This is a genomic window from Streptomyces sp. NPDC028368 (assembly GCF_055565615.1).
In genome coordinates this window covers 1-18,306 of record NZ_JBVHTY010000021.1, presented here as the reverse complement: position 1 = coordinate 18,306, position 18,306 = coordinate 1, and the positions used below count along the sequence as shown (strand labels likewise).

Sequence of the window (18,306 nt, the reverse complement as noted above, 5' to 3'; positions counted from 1 at the left end):
GCGGTCGCCGCCGCTGCGGGTCGCTGGCACAGTGGGAGAAGGGCGGTGAGCACGAGGAGGCAGATTTTTATGTCCCCCCAAACCCTGTCCCCCCGAGCCCCCATCGTTCCCGTGCGTGGCGCTCCGTGCTGGGTCAGCCTGATGGCCCGTGATCTCAAGGCCGCGCAGGAGTTCTACTCGGCGGTACTCGGCTGGCGCTTCCGGCCGGCCAGCCTGGGCGAGGAGTTCTCCGTCGCGGTGTCCGACGGGGAGCCGGTCGCCGGCATCGGGGCGCTCGCCCCCAGCTACCAGATAGCGGTGGCCTGGACCTCGTACTTCGCGGTGACCGACGCGGACGGCACCGCGGCCCGCATCCGCGAACGCGGCGCAACGGTCGCCGTCGGACCGCTCAAAATCGGCCCCGGACGCGCCGCCCTCGCCGCCGACCGCGACGGCGCCACCTTCGGCTTCTGGGAGGGCCAGACCATGGCCTGGTCGGTGGGGCACGGCAGCGCCCCGGTCTGCCTGGAACTGCGCACCCGTGACGCCTTCGACGCCGCCATCTTCTACGCGGAAGTCTTCGACTGGGCCTCCGGCGAGCCGGGCGGCTGCGAGGTGACCTACGAAGACGATCAGGTGATCGTGAGCGACGGCACGCACATGGTCGCCGCGCTGCGCGGCGGCGCCGTCGAGGCCGCCCCGGATCCGCGGGTGCGCCCCCGATGGCATGTCTACTTCCCGGTCCGCGACATCGAGGCGGTGACGGCGGCGGCGGTGGCCGCGGGCGGCACCGCCACCCCCATCGCCCCGAGCCCGGACGGCAACGGGGTCCAGTCCGTCATCCGTGACCCCGACGGCGGCCTGTTCACCGTCACGGCCTCGTAACCGGCGGGACCGGACAACTCTCCACACCCTTGGGGGAGTTGGTGGTCATCTGCCTTTCTCCGGCTCCAGCGCGGGGCACCACGACGCCTGCCGACGCCCGCCGACCCGGCCGCAGAATCCGGCCTGGGCGGGCCTGCCCGCCATATCGATGTGCTGGATCGACAGCAGCTTGTCCAGCGGCACCTGGCGGTCCACATCGCCGCCGAAGCTGATGATCCCGCTCTGGCCGTCCAGCGCCTCGTCCCCGTGCACCCCACTGATCGCATGCCACACCGCGGGCGGCGTCAGCGGCATGCCCGTGGCCTCCTCCCGCAGCTGCTTGACCGCGTTGACATAGAGCTTGACCGCGTCGAAACCGAGCGCCGCATGGCCGTCGAGCGACGAACTGGGGACCTTCGCACACTCCTTGGGGAAGAGCCGGCTCATCTCCGCATACAGCTCGCTGGTGCCGTCGCAGCGCGCCGAGCCGAGCGTGAAGTCCAGGAAGTCGTACGGGATACCGGGATAGTGCGTACGACGCTCCGCATCGGCCGCGAGCCGGGCCACATCGTCGCCGCCGATGAGCGTGGGCGGCGACGAATTGCAGGACTCGTTGATCCCGCTGAGCAACGTCTCGAAGTCCTCCGAACGCCCGGCGAAGAACACCAGCCCGGGATAGGAACAGGTCCGCCGGCCCACCGCCCCCGCACCGGGCGCATCCGAGACCGGCTCACCGCCGGGCACCGGAGGCGGGGTGTAGGAGACCTCCTCGACCGTGAACCCGCGCGCCCGGAACCGCTTGGCGACATCGTCGCTCAGGCTCTTGCTGTACGTGTCACTCGGGTCGGCGGAGCCGATCACCCGGATCTGCTTCTTCTTGTTCTTCCCCGTGGACTTCACGACATGATCGGCGTACGCCGCCGCGACATCCGCCTCCCGGGCATTCTGCGGCGACACCTGGAAATACATCGGCGACTGCCGCACCAGGGAATCCGCGGACAACGTGGTGGCCACCATCGGCAGCCCCACCTCGGTCAGCTTCCGTATCGTCAGGTTGGTCGCCCGCCGGCTCTGGTCCAGCCCGGTGACCCCGACGATCGACGGATCCTGCCGCTTGAGCCCCTCCAGCATCTCCACCACCCGGGTGCCGAAGCGCATCCCGGACCCGGCGTTCGCGGGAAAGATCCGCAGGATCGGCTCCGAGCTGCCCGTGCTGCGCAACTGCCGGGCCTGCGCGCTCGCCGCGCCCTGCAGCGCCTCGCGCCCATAGGCGAGCTGGGCGGAGGACTTGCCCGTACTGCTCAGCAGCGCGGACAGATGGATCAGCGTCACGAAAGGGCGTTCCGGCGCTGCCTGGTGCGCGGCCTCGGCGCGGCTGTTCTGCTCGGAGATCTTCGCGAGGGTGTCGTTGAGCGCCTGGTCGGGGGAGTGGAAGGTGAAACCGTGCCGGGACACCCCGATGCACTCCCCGGTCTCCGCCGTACGCAAGGTCTCCGCGTCGTCCTCGAACCGGTTCAGACCGCAGTGCGCCTGCCGGTACGCGCTCTCGCCGCGCAGCACCAGACCGCCCGCCCCCAGCAGCGCGACGGTCACACAGCACGCGACCACCACCGACACCGTCCGGCGCGCCCACAGCGGCGGTTCGGGGATCCGCAGCCGGGCGTCCTGGCCCACCTCCAGCCGCCGGGTCAGCTCGTACTGCGCCCGCGGCTCCGGCTCCTCCGACGGCGGCATCAGCTCCGGCACGGACACCGGCAGATACCACGGCGCCCGGTTACGGGCCCGGCCGGTGTGCAAAAAGGTGTCCCGCCAGCCGCAGTAGAGCCGGTCGGTGAGCTCCCACAGCGAGTGGTGACCCCAGTCCGCGCGTACCTGCGAGTCGGCCGCGGGCGGCCGCGCACCGCAGCTGATGACCAGCAGCGGGTCGAACGCCCCGGTCTCGTTACGTACGTCGATGATCGCCTGCAGCAGGGCATAGCCGCAGTTCCCGGCGCCCGTACCGTCGAGCAGCGCCACACAGTAGGCGGTCCGCCGGGCCGTCCGCGGCCGCCATATGCGCCGCCGGAACGCCACCCGCAGGTCTTCCAGGAAGGCGTTGACCATCAGCTTGCGTAACTGCTCCGGGTCTTCCACCTGGTTGTGCGGCGCGGTCAGCCGCTCGGCGAACCCGATGAAGGTGCCCGGGTCGCGGGGCGCCAGATAGGGCTGGTTCAGCAACCACCGGTATTCGCGGCCGAGCCCGCGGCGCACCCGGAACCACGCGAGCGGGAAGACATGCACCGCGAACAGCCACACCCACCACGGCACCTTGCCCTCCACCGCCAGCTCGGTCTCCGGCGACCGCAGCAGCCCGAACAGCCGCCGCCGCCGGAACTCCCGCTCGCGTAGCCCCTGCAGCAGGGTGTGGTCATTGCCCTCCATGCCGCCGCCCGCATAGCCGGGGCCGCCGTCCGCGCTCGACTGCGCCAGCCAGTTGACGAGCCCGAACCTGCGGAACCGCACCCGGCCGTCGCTGCCGTTGACACTGAGGGCGAAGCCCCGTGCCAGCCGCTCCAGAGTGCACCGCACCGCCTCGACGGACTCCGGGTCCGACGGCTCGCCGTCGAGGTCGTGCAGGACGTGCGGAACCCGCCGCGGGTCGGCGTGGCTGAGGAAGTAGCTGATGCCCTTGGCGAGTTGGGTGTGGCCCTCGCCGTTGACCAGACACACCACGGGAAGGCCTTCCCGGCCCTGCGCCACGCCCCGGTGCCGGACCGGTTCGGGACACTCGCGGCGCCGTGGCCGGCGCACCAGATCGGCTGTCAGACGCAGCAGATGTCCCGCTCCGCGGAACACCGGTATATGGGAATCGAGTTCGTTCGACACCATGGATGCCCCGAGGGATGGTCGGGAGTAGGGCGGACATTCTGACACCGCACCGCCGGTCCCGGAAGGCTCTGCGCCACGGACGCGGGCCCACCCGAGATCCTCGCGCCGGACGGTCTATCGTGGCGGCATGTCCGCCCCAGAGCTGATCCGTATCGTCTCCCGTGACTCGCCCATGGCCCTGGCCCAGGTGGAGCGCGTCCGCGCCGAACTCCGCGAGCTGCACCCCGGCACCGCCACGGAGGTCATCCCGGTCAAGACCACCGGTGACCGCTGGATGGGCGCGCTGTCCCAGGTCGAGGGGAAGGGCGCGTTCACCAAGGAGGTCGACGCCGCGCTGCTCGCCGGTGAGGCGGACCTCGCGGTGCACTGCGTCAAGGACATCCCCGGCGACCGCCCGCTGCCCGCCGGTACGACCTTCGCGGCATTCCTCAAGCGCGACGACGTCCGCGACGCACTGATCCACCCGGGCGGACTCACCCTCGACGAACTGCCCGCCGGTACCCGGATCGGCACCTCCTCCGTACGGCGCATCGCCCAGCTCGCCGCCTCCCATCCGCACCTTCAGTGCGTCCCGATGCGCGGCAACGCCAACCGCCGGATGGAGAAGCTGGCCGCGGGCGAGGCGGATGCGCTGCTGCTGGCGGTCTCCGGGCTCGAGCGCATCGGCCGCCCGGATGTGATCAGCGAGATCCTGTCGGTGGAGACGATGTGCCCGCCCATCGGCGCGGGCGTGCTGGCCCTCCAGTGCCGCGAGGACGACACCGCCACCATCGACGCCGTCAGCGGCCTCGGCGACCCCGCGACCTTCCGCGAGACCACCGCCGAGCGCATGCTGCTGCATGTCCTCCAGGGCCACTGCAACAGCCCGATCGCGGGCTATGCGACGGCCGACCGGCGGGGTGAACTCGCCCTGCGGGCCTGCGTGTTCACTCCGGACGGGAAAACGGTCCTCAATGCCCACGAGTGGGCCGGGCCGCTCAACCCCGAGACGCTCGGGACGTCGGTGGCCGTGGCCCTGCTGCGGCAGGGCGCGCGCGAGCTGATCGACAACATCGCGCACTGAGCGATCGCGCACTGAGCGAGCGACGCCCTCGCGCACCGGGACCGGAGAGGGCCCCGCACCGTTCGCCACGGTGCGGGGCCCTTGACCCGGGATCGGCGGTTGGGTTCAGTTCACGGCATCACCGCCGCCCGCAGCGCCGGCACCGCCACCGTTGTCGCCCCCACCCGCACCGATTTCCGCGCCGGTGGCCTTGAGCGCGGCGGTGACCGGCTGGAAGAACGTCTCGCCGCCCTGGGTGCAGTCGCCGCTGCCCCCGGAGGTCAGCCCGACGGCCGAGTCGCCGGAGAACATCGAGCCGCCGCTGTCGCCGGGTTCGGCGCACACATCGGTCTGTATCAGGCCGTTGACGATGTCGCCGTTGCCGTAGTTCACGGTGGCGTCGAGTCCGGTGACGGTGCCGTCGGTGACACCGGTGGTGCTGCCCGAGCGCTGCACCTTCATCCCTACGGCGGCCTCCGCGGCCTTGGCGATCGGCTGGGTCTTGCCGCCTCCGAGGTCGACCGCGCTCTGCGGCTGCGCGCTCGTGTCGTCGTAGGTGACCAGCGCGAAGTCGGTCTTGGGGAACTGCGAGTCGGTCACGGTGCCCAGCGGCTGGCTGCCACCCTGATCGGCGGACCAGGTCTTGGAATCGTTGCCGCAGTGGCCCGCGGTGAGGAAGGCCGGAGCGCCCTTCACGGTGACGTTGAAGCCGAGGGAACAGCGGGCGTTGCCACCGAAGATGGCACTGCCGCCTATTGGCGCGGCGGCCGCGCCACCGCCGCCTCCTGCACCTCCTGCACCTCCGGCGTCTCCTGCACCTCCGGCGTCTCCTGCACCTCCGGCGTCTCCTGCACCTCCGGCGGCATTCGCGCCGCCGTCAGCTCCTGAGCCACCTGCGTCGCCCGCGCCACCTGCGTCGCCTGAGCCACCTGCGTCGCCTGAGCCACCTGCGTCGCCTGAGCCACCTGCGTCGCCCGCGCCTCCGGCGCCACCGATCGCCCCGGCACCGCCATCTCCGCCGGCACCGCCAACCGCTCCGGCACCGCCATCTCCGCCGGCACCGCCAACCGCGCCCGACCCGTCATCCCCGCCTGTCCCACCGGCCCCTTGCTGCCCGTCCCCCATGCCCCCGCCGTCGTACCGCTTGAACTCACCGGCCGACCGCTTGACGGTCACCATGGCGCCCATTGCCCCGGTGGCCTTGGCCAGGGTGGCCATCTTCTGACCGGTGACCGTCCTGTCGGCGAGCACCACGATTCTGTTCGTCCGCGGATCGATCGACCATGCGGTGCCCGGCACCGACGCCGAATCGCGCAGCGTCCGCGCGCCCGCCTTCAGCGCGGCCATGCTGTGACGTACGACCTTGGCGACCGCACCCTTGGATGCGACGCGCGCGGCGTCGTCCTCCGCCAGCACATTCATCACCAGGTGACCGGTCGCACCGTCCAGATACCAGCCGGCCGACTTGTCCCCGAGATCCGCGTTCAGGGACGCCGCGAGCCGGGCCGCCGACGGTGCGGAGAAGGTCCGCGGGGCGGGCGGCTGTTCCGTACTGGCATGGGCGTTGGGGAGCAGGATCGCCGCCGCCGCGATGGCGACGGCGGAGGCGCCCACGATGGCGCCGGTCCGCTTGTTCACATGGCGGTGGCCCGCTTGCCGCCGGGCATCCTGTCGGGGACTCATTCACTGACCTCCAGCTGGGGTGCACTGCTGTCACCCAGTCCTACGCAGCCGGCTCATCGCGGTCTCAGGGCCACTCAAGGTGCGATGAATTCCACCGAGTTCGACGCCGGGACCCCTACACTCCCCGGCCGCGGACCGCTCCCCGGCCGATTGTCAGTGCGGCATGCCAAGATTTCTTCCATGTCTGCACTGCCCGTGATGCCGCCCGCCGATCCGAAGAATTCGACCGTCTTCCTGGACTGGGTGCGGTTGCATGCCCCGGAGGGGGAAGGCTCCGCGCATGACCTCATCGCGGCGATGAAGGACGGGCTGGGCCGTGCGCTGAACAAACCGGGCCGTTTTCTGGACGAGTTGAAGCACCGTGCCGCCAAGCTCCCGGCGGCGCACCTGCCGTGGTTCTGGGACACCGTCGGCCACCGGACAGGCCCGTGGATGCCCCGCCATGCCGGGACCGCATACGCACTGGCCCGCCAGGCGGAGGAGCAGCACGGCCTGCCGGTCGACGAGGCGTACCACCGCGCGAACGTCCTGCTCTACGCCCGTCTCGGCGCGCTGCCCGCCAAGGAGATCGCCGTACACCAGCGGCGGCTGCACAGCACGCTCGAAGCGGGCTCCGCCCACCAGGAGTTCGTACGTTTCCTGCTGGACTTCGCGGCCGGTGGCGGTGCGCCCGCGAAGGATCTGCACCGCAGGGTGCAGGCGTCGGCCAAGGCGGCGGGGCTCGGGGTGACGGAGAGCGCGCAGGCACTGGGCGACCTCATCGTGGCGTCGAAGGGCCGGCCGCTGCCGGACGGTCTGCTGGAGGGCGTCGGCCAGGTCTTCGCCCAAGTGCCGCCCCCGGCGCCGGTGCGCCAGGCCCTGGCGGAGCTGTTCCCGACCTCGGTCACCGACGGCGGCGCCTGGCTGCGGCTGCTGGCGGCCACCGGAGTCGACGATGCCATGGCGGAGGGCCGGATCGTCCCGGGCGGCGGGCTCGGCCACTGGCTCGGTCAGTTCACGTTCCACTACTCCTACCGAGGATCCAACTCCGGGGTCAGGCGGCAGGCGATGCCCGACGAGCTGTACACCTTGGTGCCCCGCCTCGCCGCGCGGATCAGGGCGGAGAACACCACGGTCAGCCTGCACACCTCACGCTTCCGGCACACCCTCTTCGACGCCGATCTCGTCGACCTGTGCCTGGCCAACGGGATCACCGTGGCGGACCCCGGTGCGCGCGTGGGGCTGACGTACTGGGGCGCGGACGCCCGGCGGGACTATCGGGCGCTGGCCGCCGACCCGGTGCTGGGGGTGCGGCTGGCGGGCACGGCGTACGCGCCGCGCGAGCCGCGTGCCGGTGCCCCGCGGCTGCCGCTCGGCGAAGGGACCGACGCGGCGCTGCACGAACGGGTGACCCGGCTGCTGGATGTGGTCGCGGACGGCGGACTGGGCGCGGCGACGGAGGCCGTGGCCAAGCTGGACGCGGTCCTCGACCCGCCGACGATCGCCGCGCTCGACGGCATCGACGCCGCGCTGGACGCCCTCGACGGCGTCGGGCCACTGCTGCGTACGCTGCGTGCCGGCCTGCCGGAGGAGCTGTGCTGGCCCGCGCTGGAGGAGGCCGTACGGCAGCTGGGCGGCGGCGCCGTGGTCGCCGGAGTCACCTGCACCTGGCCGGTGCTGACCGTCTTCACCCGGGACCGGGCGATCGCCGTCGACCACAGCGGAGAGCGCGGCTCCTGCTCGTTCGCCCTCCCCGAGGAAGCCTCGGCCCCTTCGGTGTTCTTCGTCGGCGGCAGCTTTCTGGTCGGCTGGAGCAGCGGCCGGGGACACAGCAGGCTGGCGGAGAAGGCGTTCTGGGCCGACCGCCCCGAGGACGAGTTCGCGCCCGAGGACACGCTCGGCCTGGTCGCCTACGGTGGCAGCACGGACGGCGCGCTCGGCTATCAGTTCGCCACCCCCGACGGCGGCGGCCGGTATGACGGCACCCGGGTGCTCCGGCCGGGCGGCCGCCACGGCATCGCTTCCTACGAGCAGCAGCTCAGCGACGGCGCCCGGCTGTGGACTTCACGCCTCTTCGGGAGCAAGTACGGCAGCGAGGACGGCATCTGGCGCGAGACCGACCCGGCGACCGGGCACCGCACCGACCACACCGCCCTGCCGGCCTTCCTCGCCGCCGACCCGCCCAAGGGCCTGTTCCGCACGCACGACCTGCAGACCCTCGCCCCGCTGCCGCCCGGCGCCCCCGCTTCCCCGCTGGGACAGGTGGACGGCGTCTCCGGCTGTCGCGTGCTGCACTGGGAGTACAGCGGCAACGCCCCGGTGCGCTATCTGCTGGAGGGCAACGACGGGCGGCGGGCCGAATTCCGGATCACGCACCCCGGGGAGGACCCCTGGGGCATCATCCGGCTGCCCGAAGGCGGCGCCGACGCCGTCCTGACCGACCACACCCCGATGCGCTGCTACGCCGCCGCCGACAACTCCCTGCTGTGGGAGGCCCGTGGCTTCCCGCACACCAAATGGTCCGGCAAGGGATCCGACTTCGCCGACGGCCGGCCGATGCTCCCGCCGCCCGCCTTCTGGCACTTCCTGACCCCGCGGGACGCCGAGTCCTCCAAGGCGCTGCGTACGGCGGACGCGGAGGCGGCGACGTCCCTCCTGGCGGCGGCGGGTGCCGGGGACGACGAAGCGGTCCGCGCCGAGGCCGCCCGGGTGCTGCCCGGCGTGACGGATCCCGGAGTCCTGGACGGCGTGGTGCGAGCCGTACGCACCGCCGCAGGGGTCCTGGACCGCCGCCGAGCCCTCTCGGCACGGGCCGCGCTGATCATTTCCGGTGCCCGGGTCCGCCCCGCCGGGGAGACCACCGACCGTGCGCTGGTCGACGCCCTGCACAACCTGCTCGAGGTGTCCCTCGCCTACAACGCCCCCAAGATCGCCGATCAGCCGGCCACCGTCACCGCGATCGCCGCCGACGGAGCGTTCCTGACCGGCCGGATCGATGACGATGCCCGGCGGATCAGCCCGCCGGCCCGGCCGCGTGACTGGGCGGTCCTGCTGGGGGACGGGATCGAGGCCGCCGCTTGGCGGTGCGTCACGCAGACCACGACGCAGGAGGACCGGACCGCGCTGGGCGCCCTGCTCAGCACCTGGGCCGCGTCCCCGTTCGCCGAGCCCGGCAGCTGGCGGCTCGGCCGCGCCTCGGCCGAGGCGCTGCGCCCCCTGTGCGACACCGGCCGGGCGGTGGCCACCGGGATGGGCGACGGCAGTCAGGGCGTCGCCCCCGAGCCCACCACAGCGCTCAAGCCCACGGGCACCTACCGCTTCATCCAGCCCGAGTCCGCCCCCGCACCCCAGGGCGCCACCGAGATCCGTACGGTCACGATCACCCGCGACGACGCGGCCCGCCTCACCCGCCTGCTGGAACTGCTCACCGAACAGGGGCCGTTGCACATCACCCCCGAGGCCGTCGCGGCGTTTGTCGCACGCAGCGGTGTGCGCCGGGCGGTGGCCGTGCACGCCCTCGCCGGGCTGCCCACGAAGCCGGGATTCGACGACACCCGGCGGATGCTGCGCGGCAAGCCGTTCCAGGCCACGCCCACGGTCGCACGCGAGGCCGAGTCCCTGGTCGGCCGCCTCGGCAGGGCGGGCCGGACGCGCGTCCTGGCGGCCGGACTGCCCGACGACCCCGCGGAGCTCTGGACGACTCAGGGGCTGGTGGCGGCCGCCGAGCGGATGGCCGCGGCATGGGCGTCGATTCTTGGTCAACAGACGTCGGTCGACGAGGAGTTGACCGCCGAACTGGAACGGGAACTGGACCTCGGCGAGTCCATGGCGGCGGCACTCGGCGATCCCCAGGGCGGCGGCCTGCTCACCGAAGACCTGCGGCGGGTCATCGTCGCCAACAAATACGGCTCGCTCCACGTCCATCCGATAGCGGCCGACGGCTCCCCGGGCGAGCGGCCGAGCTACGACACCCCGTATCTCGCCATGGCGTCCGCCCTGTCCTGGGTGCTGACCGACCGCCCCGTCGGCGACCCCGCCACCGCCGGAGTGCAGGCGCTCTGCGCACGCCTGGCCGAGCGCCTGGACGCCCCGGAGCTGTTCGTCCGGCTGCGGAGCTACCGCTTTTCGCTCGACCAGGCCCGTATGACCGCCCTGTTCGGCCCGGAAATGTACCCGGTGGCGGCCATCGAGCCACCCATCAGCGACCGGGCGCGCCCACCGATGTACTACGACCAGGGCCTGCTCCTCGTGCAGGCGGCCGGCGGCTGGAGTTCGGTGTTTCTGCGCCCCGCGGGATTCGGCCGCCGCGGGGCGTACGAAGCGATGACGCGGCTCTGCACGGACCTGGGCATGACCGAGCTGCGCAGCGAGATCGAACGGATACGTGTGCTGCGCGACGGCGTCGCCGAGCTGGCCGCACGGGCCGCCAACACCCCCGTACCGATCGGCGGATACGAGGCGAACCCCCTGCTGAGCGTGCCGGAACTGGTCGACGAGGTGGCCGGGGCACTGGGCGTCGGCCCGGACGCCGCCGCGCTCCACCTCCAGCTGTGTACCCTCGCCCGCCCCACCGACCGCAACGTACGCCGCTGGAACGACTGGACCCCCGCCCGGCACCGCACCGTACAGGCCGAACTGGCCGCCACCGGCGCCATCGTGACGGAAAAGCGCAGCCGCGCCGGCCGCAGCGCATTCCTCCCCGGCGGCTGGACCGACCTCAAAGCACCCCATCTGCCGCTGGAGACCGCCAAGCTCGACGCCTATCTGGCCACCGCCACCGAAAAACGCGAGGTGGAGGGCCCGTTCACCCGCCTGCTGCCGCCCCGTCCGCTGCACCGGATGTTCGCCGGCGCCTGGGCCGGACGCTGAGGCGACCGTCCCAGGCATACGGCCCGGTGCCCCAACCCGACCTGTCTGCGTCCCGCTTCAGGCATCACCGCAACGCACCCCCAGACGCCCGCCACCAGACGCCCGCCACCAAACGCCCGCCCCAGTCACCCGCCCCCAGCCGCCCGCCTCCCGGAAGAGATGCGATGACCTCAAAACTCCCGCTGCTGATGGACTGCGACACCGGCGTGGACGACGCCCTCGCACTGCTCTATCTCGCCCTGACCCCGGCGGCCGATCTCCGCGCGGTCACCACCGTGGCCGGCAACACCGACGCGCGGCAGGCGGCCAGGAACACGCTCCAGGTGCTCGAGCTGGTCGGCCGCCGCGACATCCCGGTGGCGGCGGGCGCCGAAACGACGCTGCGCGGGCGGACACCGGAGCCGGCGACGCATGTGCACGGCGACAACGGCCTGGGCAATGTGCGGCTGCCGGAACCGTCCGGCTCCCCGGTGCCGCAGGACGCGCCGGACCTGATCATCGAGACCGCTCGGGCCGCGGGCGGCGAACTGTCGATCCTGGCGACCGCGCCGCTGACCAATCTCGCCCTGGCCCTCCGGCGCGAGCCCCGCCTGCCCGAACTCGTCCGCACCCTCACGGTGATGGGCGGCGCGGTGCACCACCCGGGCAACATCTCCGCGGTAGCCGAGGCCAACATCGGCAACGACCCCGAGGCGGCCGCGGCGGTGCTGGCCGCGGGCTGGCGCGAGCTGACGATCGTGCCGCTGGACGCCACCATGCGCGAGGTCCTCACCGAGCACCACCGGGAGCGGCTGCTGACGCATGGCACCGCCCTGACCCGCTTCGTGGGCGAGTCGCTGGACGTCTACTACGCGTTCCATGCGGCAGACACGTTCCCGTTCCGCGGCGCGGCCTGCCATGACCCTCTGGCCGCAGCCGTCGCCGTGGGCGAGGTCGTTCCGCTCCAGGCACCACGCGTCCACGCCGCCGTGGACACCGGGGACTCGGCGGGCCGCGGCGCCCTGATTGCCGACACCCGCGGCATCCACCTCGGCTACCCCGAGCGGGCCGACGCCACCGCGCGGGTGGTCCTGGAGACCGACGGCACCTTCCCCGAGCTGCTGGTCGACCGGCTCTGCAGGGCCCCGGTGACGTGACACCCGCCGGGGGCACCGCGCCGGAGGCCCCGTGAGGGCCGGTGCTCCCGGGGCGTAAAGGGCAGCTGTGACCGCGCTTAAGAAAACCTCGATGGACCAGGCGGCCGACGTACGGAAGATTTCCTGACGGAGATCGGGCGGCCGCGGCGTGCCCCCGGCAGGTCACTTTTACGTACGGGAGCCGTTGCGGTGAAGGCACTGGTCAAGCAGAAGGCGGAGCCCGGACTGTGGCTCATGGACGTGCCGGAGCCGGCCGTCGGCGCGGGCGACGTACTGATCAAGGTGCTGCGCACCGGCATCTGCGGCACCGATCTGCACATCCGCTCCTGGGACGGCTGGGCCCAGCAGTCGATCAGCACGCCGCTGACCGTCGGCCATGAGTTCGTCGGCGAGGTCGTGGAGACCGGGCGCGACGTGGCCGACATCAAGGCCGGTGATCTCGTCAGCGGTGAGGGGCACCTGGTCTGCGGCAAGTGCCGCAACTGTCTGGCCGGCCGCCGGCACCTGTGCCGCGCCACGGTCGGCCTCGGCGTCGGCCGGGACGGCGCGTTCGCCGAGTACGTGGCACTGCCCGCGGCCAATGTGTGGGTGCACCGGGTCCCGGTCGACCTCGATATCGCCGCCGTCTTCGACCCGTTCGGCAACGCCGTGCACACCGTGCTGTCGTTCCCGCTGGTCGGCGAGGACGTGCTGATCACCGGCGCCGGACCGATCGGCATCATGGCCGCGGCCGTCGCCCGGCACGCGGGCGCCCGCAATGTCGTGATCACCGACGTCAGCGCACCGCGCCTGGAGCTGGCCCGGAAAGTCGGCGTCAGCCTGGCGCTCAACGTCGCCGAAACCTCCATCGCGGACGGCCAGCGCGCGCTGGGCCTGCGCGAGGGCTTCGACATCGGCCTGGAGATGTCCGGCCGGCCCGAGGCGATGCGCGACATGATCGACAACATGACGCACGGCGGCCGGATCGCCATGCTGGGCCTGCCCGCCCAGGAATTCCCCGTCGACTGGTCCCGGATCGTCACCTCCATGATCACGATCAAGGGCATCTACGGCCGGGAGATGTTCGAGACCTGGTACGCGATGTCCGTACTGCTCGAAGGCGGCCTCGACCTCGCGCCCGTGATCACCGGCCGCTACCCGTACCAGGACTTCGACGCCGCCTTCGACGATGCCGCGAGCGGGCGCAGCGGCAAGATCATCCTCGACTGGACCGCCTGACCGCCTGACCGCTCCCGTACCCGTCCGTCACCCTCAACTCCTGGAGAAATCCCCGATGTTCGACTCCGTACGCGACGAACTGCGCGGCACCCTCGACGAGATCCGCGCCGCCGGCCTGCACAAGCCCGAGCGGGTGATCGGCACCCCGCAGTCCGCCACCGTCAAGGTCACCGCAATGGGGTCTCCCCTGCTCGAGCGAAGCCGAGAGCTTGGGGAAGGCCGTCCCGGCGAGGTCCTCAACTTCTGCGCCAACAACTACCTCGGCCTCGCCGACCACCCCGACGTCGTCGCGGCCGCCCACGAGGCGCTCGACCGCTGGGGCTACGGTCTCGCCTCGGTCCGCTTCATCTGCGGCACCCAGGAGGTCCACAAGGAACTGGAGCGGCGGATCTCCGGCTTCCTCGGCCAGGAAGACACCATCCTCTACTCCTCCTGCTTCGACGCCAACGGCGGCGTCTTCGAGACCCTGCTCGGCCCGGACGACGCGGTCATCTCCGACGCCCTCAACCACGCCTCCATCATCGACGGCATCCGGCTCTCCAAGGCCCGCCGCTTCCGCTACGCCAACCGCGACATGGCCGATCTGGAACGGCAGTTGAAGGAGGCCTCCGAAGGGGGCGCGGGCCGCAAGCTCATCGTCACCGACGGCGTGTTCTCCATGGACGGCTACCTCGCGCCGCTGGCCGAGATCTGCGACCTCGCCGACCGCTACGGCGCCATGGTGATGGTCGACGACTCGCACGCGGTGGGCTTCGTCGGCCCCGGCGGCCGCGGCACCCCCGAGCTGCACGACGTGATGGACCGCGTCGACATCATCACCGGCACCCTCGGCAAGGCCCTCGGCGGCGCCTCCGGCGGCTATGTCGCCGCCCGCGCCGAGATCGTCGCCCTGCTGCGCCAGCGCTCGCGCCCCTACCTCTTCTCCAACTCGCTCGCCCCGGTGATCGCGGCCGCCTCGCTGAAGGTGCTCGACCTGCTGGAGTCGGCCGGTGACCTGCGCGAACGGCTCAACGCCAACACCGCGCTGTTCCGCTCCCGGATGACCGAGGAGGGCTTCGACGTCCTGCCCGGCGAGCACGCCATCGCCCCCGTCATGATCGGCGACGCGGCCGAGGCGGCCCGGATGGCGGAGCTGCTGCTGGAGCGCGGCGTCTACGTCATCGGCTTCTCCTACCCGGTCGTCCCGCAGGGCCAGGCGCGAATCCGCGTTCAGCTCTCCGCCGCCCACTCGACCGAAGACGTCAACCGCGCGGTCGACGCGTTCATCGATGCGAGGGCCGCTCTGGGGGAGTGACCCGACCCGAGGGCCGCTCCTGCGAAACTGGAATCATGATCGAAGCACGGCGGCTGCACATCCTGCGCGCGGTGGCCGACCACCGGACGGTCACCGCCGCGGCCGCCGCGCTCTATCTCACGCCCTCGGCGGTCTCCCAGCAGCTGGCCGCCCTGGAACAGGAGACCGGCCACCGCCTGGTGGAGCGCAGCGCCCGCGGCGTCCGCCTGACCGCCGCGGGCGAAATCCTGCTCACCCACGCCAACGCCGTGCTGGCGCAGCTCGAGCGCGCCGAGTCGGAACTGGCCGCATACGGCTCCGGCGAGTCGGGCGTGGTGACCGTCGCGGCCTTCGCCACCGGCATCTCGCTGGTCGTCGCGCCCGCGATCACCGAGCTCGCCGTCTCCTCGCCCGGCATCCGGGTCCGTGTCCAGGACGCCGAGGGCGACGCCAGCCTGGTCATGGTCCTCGACCGGCAGGTCGATGTGGCCGTCGCCGTCGAGTACCGGGGCGCGCCGCGCGCGGACGACCCGCGGCTGACCCGCGTCCCCCTGTACGCCGAGCCGTTCGACGCCGTACTCCCGGTCGGCCATCGCCTCGCCGGCGCGGCGCGGGTGGCGGTCGCCGACCTCGCCCAGGACCCGTGGATCGGCCCGTACCCCGGCAATCCCTGCCATGACGTGGTCGTCCTGGCCTGCGAGTACGCCGGATTCGAGCCGCGGCTGGAACACTCCTCCGACGACTTCCGCGCGGTGGTCTCACTGGCGTCGGCCGCGGCCGGCGTGGCCCTCGTACCGCGGTCGGCCCTGGCCGACATGGACCTCGCGGGAGTGGTGGTCCGGCCGGTCGACGGGGCGGCGCCCACCCGGCGGGTCTTCGCGGCGGTGCGCCAGGGCGCGGGGGACCATCCGCTGCTGCGCCCGGTGCTGGCGGCCCTCGAGGCGGCGGCGGTCCCGCAGGGCTGACGCCGGGCGGGGCCGAAGCCGGGAGGGGCTGACACCGGACCGGACTGACATCGGATGGGGCCGGCGCCGGACGGGGCTGACATCGGACCGGGCCGGCGTCGGATGAGGACTGACGCCGGGCGGGGCTGACATCGGATCAGCCTGCGAGCACACCGTCACCCGGCCGCGTCCTCCGAGCCTGCCCGGCGTACCCGTGGCAGGCTCGGCACGGCGGCGGCCAGGGCGGCGCCGGAGGCAATCCCGGCTCCGAGGAGGCGAGGCGGATGTCGGTCGGCCGGTCCGGACCGGCGGGCGGCGCACCGGCCACGGCGCCGTCGGATCCATTCGCACTGCTGCGCAGCCGCGCTTACCTCAAGCTCCTGGTGCTTGCCGCACTGGTCGGCCTGCCGATCTGCGCCGTGGCCTTCGGCTTTCTCGCGCTCGTCCATGAGCTGGAGCCGCTGATCTACACGGACCTGCCGCGCGCTCTGGGATTCACCGGCACACCGATGTGGTGGCCGCTGCCCATGCTCGCGGTCGGCGGGGTGCTGGTCGCGCTGGTCATCCGTTATCTCCCGGGCAAGGGAGGCCATGAACCGGCCGACGGGTTCGCGGTCGGCGGCGCCCCCACTGTTTCCGCGCTCCCCGGGATCGTGCTGGCGGCGCTGGCCACGCTCGCTTTCGGCGCGGTACTCGGCCCTGAGGCCCCGCTCATCGCGCTCGGCAGTGGGCTGGCCGTCGCCGCCGTCCGCCTGCTGCGACGGGAGGTGCCGGAACAGACCGCCGCCGCGGTGGCCGCCGCCGGCAGCTTCGCGGCGGTCAGTGCGCTGCTGGGCTCCCCGCTGCTGGGGGCGTTCCTGCTGATGGAGGCCTCGGGGCTGGGGGGTGCGCTGCTCGGCGTGGTGCTGGTGCCCGGACTGCTCGCGGCCGGCATCGGCGCGCTCATCTTCACAGGTCTGGCGGACTGGACCGGACTCGGTCCGTTCTCGCTCACGCTGCACGACGTCCCCCGGGCCGCCGACCCGGCCGTCTCGGAATTCGGCTGGGCACTCGTCATCGGCGTCCTCTGCGCCCTAGCCGGGTCCGGCGTACGACGGCTCTCCCTCTTCCTCAAGGACCGCGTCGCCGCGCACCGGCTCCCGGCTACGGTGGCGATGGGTCTCGTGGTCGGCGCCCTGGCGATCGCCTTCGCCCAGGGCACCGGCAAACCAACGTCCGAGCTCCTGTATTCGGGACAGTCGGCGCTGGGCTCCTTGCTCGACGACACCGCCGGCTCTTCGGTGGCGGTGCTGGTGCTGCTGGTCGTCTGCAAGGCCCTGGCGTACTGCGCGTCGCTGAGCTGCTTCCGGGGTGGCCCCATTTTCCCGGCGATGTTCATCGGCGCGGGGTGCGGCATCGCCCTGTCCCACCTTCCCGGCCTCACGGAAACCGCTGCCTTCGCCATGGGCATCGGCGCCATGACGGTCGCGATGCTCCGCCTCCCCATGACCTCGGTGCTGATGGCCACGCTGCTGCTGGGCCGCTCCGGGCTCACCGTCATGCCGCTGGTGATCGTCGCCGTGGTCGTCGCGTACGTCCTGACGGCGCGGCTGGCCACCCCTTCCCGGGGCGGCGCTGCGACCTAGGGGGCGGGCGAACAGATCCCGTAGGGGATGCATGCGCCCCCTGCGGGGCCACAACGCGGCGGGCCCACGGCGGTATTCCCGTAGCGCGCCATGTGGAGTGCGTGGCGATCCTGGAGCGGGCGGCGAGGAAGGGGGCCTGACCTGCAGTTTTCCCCTGCTTTCCCGTGCGCGTCTGTGCGGTGTGGGCGTTACAGGCGATGGCTTGACGCTGAAATGATGCTCGTGTCGCTCATTTGACGCTCGCCCTGATGACTCGTCCCCTCGCTGATCCTGCAGGTCGCGCACGGCGGATGGTCCGGTTCCCGGGGTCTGGCTTCGCGGAGACCCGGCAGAGCGCCGCCCGCAGCCGTCGCCGTGGTGAGCGCGCCGCAGTGCCCTCGCCCGCCTGCTCCGGCTCTTCCGACGGGACCGCCGAGATCGTCGAGGCCCTGTTGGTCGCTGTCGCAACGGCGGCGCTCGCGCTCGGCGCACCCCCTGGACAGCGGCGAAACCGTCAGCGGAGCGGGAGGACAGCACCAACGCTCAATGCGTCCATCACCGTCCCCCCTCGCAGGCGGCCCGCCACTGAGAGTGTGCCGTCTTTGGACAAACCATCGGAATACGCCTGCCTTGTGGGTGTCCCGGTGACCAGGTGGTCCGGCGACCCAGCGGTGCGGGATAGTTCGAACCACCGCGGACGTGCCCCCAAGTCGTGCCGCACCCATAGGATCGTGTAAGTTCTACGAGTTGCTACGGAGCCCATCAAGCCCCAGGCAGCCATCCCGCCGCTTCGCGGCACACCACTACTGCACGGCCCCTCAACGGGAGCGATTTCGGCATGCCGAAA

General features: G+C 72.2%; 10 protein-coding genes. 8 read left to right on the top strand and 2 right to left on the bottom strand.

The features are described 5' to 3' along the window. The first annotated feature begins 69 nt into the window (after nt 1-69). Nucleotides 70-864 carry a VOC family protein gene (locus ACZ4S3_RS34985; protein WP_467941870.1) on the top strand — a complete coding sequence of 265 codons (795 nt, stop codon included), beginning with the start codon at nt 70-72 and terminating at the stop codon, nt 862-864. Between the two features lie 45 nt (nt 865-909). Here ACZ4S3_RS34985 and ACZ4S3_RS34980 read toward each other — a convergent pair whose 3' ends face one another. After that, a complete protein-coding gene (locus tag ACZ4S3_RS34980) occupies nt 910-3,711 on the bottom strand; it encodes an ABC transporter substrate-binding protein (RefSeq protein ID WP_467941868.1) in 2,802 nt (933 codons plus the stop codon). 127 nt (nt 3,712-3,838) lie between these two features. Here ACZ4S3_RS34980 and hemC point away from each other — a divergent pair, with 127 nt between their 5' ends. Further along, nucleotides 3,839-4,774 carry a hydroxymethylbilane synthase gene (gene hemC / locus ACZ4S3_RS34975; RefSeq protein ID WP_467941866.1) on the top strand — a complete coding sequence of 312 codons (936 nt, stop codon included), beginning with the start codon at nt 3,839-3,841 and terminating at the stop codon, nt 4,772-4,774. Nucleotides 4,775-4,879: 105 nt separating this feature from the next. On the opposite strand, the gene ACZ4S3_RS34970 is transcribed toward hemC, so the two are convergent. Beyond that, complete coding sequence (locus ACZ4S3_RS34970) at nt 4,880-6,436, bottom strand: S1 family peptidase (protein WP_467941864.1); 1,557 nt, start codon at nt 6,434-6,436, stop codon at nt 4,880-4,882. A gap of 180 nt (nt 6,437-6,616) precedes the next feature. Between ACZ4S3_RS34970 and ACZ4S3_RS34965 the strand changes: the two genes are divergently transcribed. From ACZ4S3_RS34965 to ACZ4S3_RS34940, 6 genes are all read left to right on the top strand, one after another. Next, nucleotides 6,617-11,284: a hypothetical protein gene (locus ACZ4S3_RS34965; RefSeq protein ID WP_467941862.1), complete on the top strand. Its 4,668-nt coding sequence runs from the start codon at nt 6,617-6,619 to the stop codon at nt 11,282-11,284. Between the two features lie 164 nt (nt 11,285-11,448). Beyond that, nucleotides 11,449-12,420 carry a nucleoside hydrolase gene (locus ACZ4S3_RS34960; protein ID WP_467941860.1) on the top strand — a complete coding sequence of 324 codons (972 nt, stop codon included), beginning with the start codon at nt 11,449-11,451 and terminating at the stop codon, nt 12,418-12,420. A 189-nt stretch (nt 12,421-12,609) separates the two neighbouring features. Then, entirely contained in the window at nt 12,610-13,638 is a 1,029-nt protein-coding gene (tdh, locus tag ACZ4S3_RS34955) for an L-threonine 3-dehydrogenase (RefSeq protein WP_467941858.1), read from the top strand. A 55-nt stretch (nt 13,639-13,693) separates the two neighbouring features. After that, entirely contained in the window at nt 13,694-14,932 is a 1,239-nt protein-coding gene (locus ACZ4S3_RS34950) for a glycine C-acetyltransferase (protein WP_467941856.1), read from the top strand. A 35-nt stretch (nt 14,933-14,967) separates the two neighbouring features. Then, the gene (locus tag ACZ4S3_RS34945; protein WP_467941854.1) at nt 14,968-15,876 is read left to right on the top strand and encodes a LysR family transcriptional regulator; all 909 of its coding nucleotides are present in this window, start codon (nt 14,968-14,970) and stop codon (nt 15,874-15,876) included. Nucleotides 15,877-16,139: 263 nt separating this feature from the next. Beyond that, nucleotides 16,140-17,480 (top strand): chloride channel protein, encoded by a 1,341-nt coding sequence (locus ACZ4S3_RS34940; protein ID WP_467941852.1) that lies wholly within the window; start codon nt 16,140-16,142, stop codon nt 17,478-17,480. Nucleotides 17,481-18,306 lie beyond the last annotated feature (826 nt).

Excerpts from the sequence above, each read along its gene's own strand:
- ACZ4S3_RS34985 (WP_467941870.1), top strand. The coding sequence starts at position 70 with ATGTCCCCCCAAACCCTGTCCCCCCGAGCCCCCATCGTTCCCGTGCGT.
- ACZ4S3_RS34980 (WP_467941868.1), bottom strand. The coding sequence starts at position 3,711 with ATGGTGTCGAACGAACTCGATTCCCATATACCGGTGTTCCGCGGAGCG.
- hemC (WP_467941866.1), top strand. The coding sequence starts at position 3,839 with ATGTCCGCCCCAGAGCTGATCCGTATCGTCTCCCGTGACTCGCCCATG.
- ACZ4S3_RS34970 (WP_467941864.1), bottom strand. The coding sequence starts at position 6,436 with ATGAGTCCCCGACAGGATGCCCGGCGGCAAGCGGGCCACCGCCATGTG.
- ACZ4S3_RS34965 (WP_467941862.1), top strand. The coding sequence starts at position 6,617 with ATGTCTGCACTGCCCGTGATGCCGCCCGCCGATCCGAAGAATTCGACC.
- ACZ4S3_RS34960 (WP_467941860.1), top strand. The coding sequence starts at position 11,449 with ATGACCTCAAAACTCCCGCTGCTGATGGACTGCGACACCGGCGTGGAC.
- ACZ4S3_RS34950 (WP_467941856.1), top strand. The coding sequence starts at position 13,694 with ATGTTCGACTCCGTACGCGACGAACTGCGCGGCACCCTCGACGAGATC.
- ACZ4S3_RS34945 (WP_467941854.1), top strand. The coding sequence starts at position 14,968 with ATGATCGAAGCACGGCGGCTGCACATCCTGCGCGCGGTGGCCGACCAC.
- ACZ4S3_RS34940 (WP_467941852.1), top strand. The coding sequence starts at position 16,140 with ATGTCGGTCGGCCGGTCCGGACCGGCGGGCGGCGCACCGGCCACGGCG.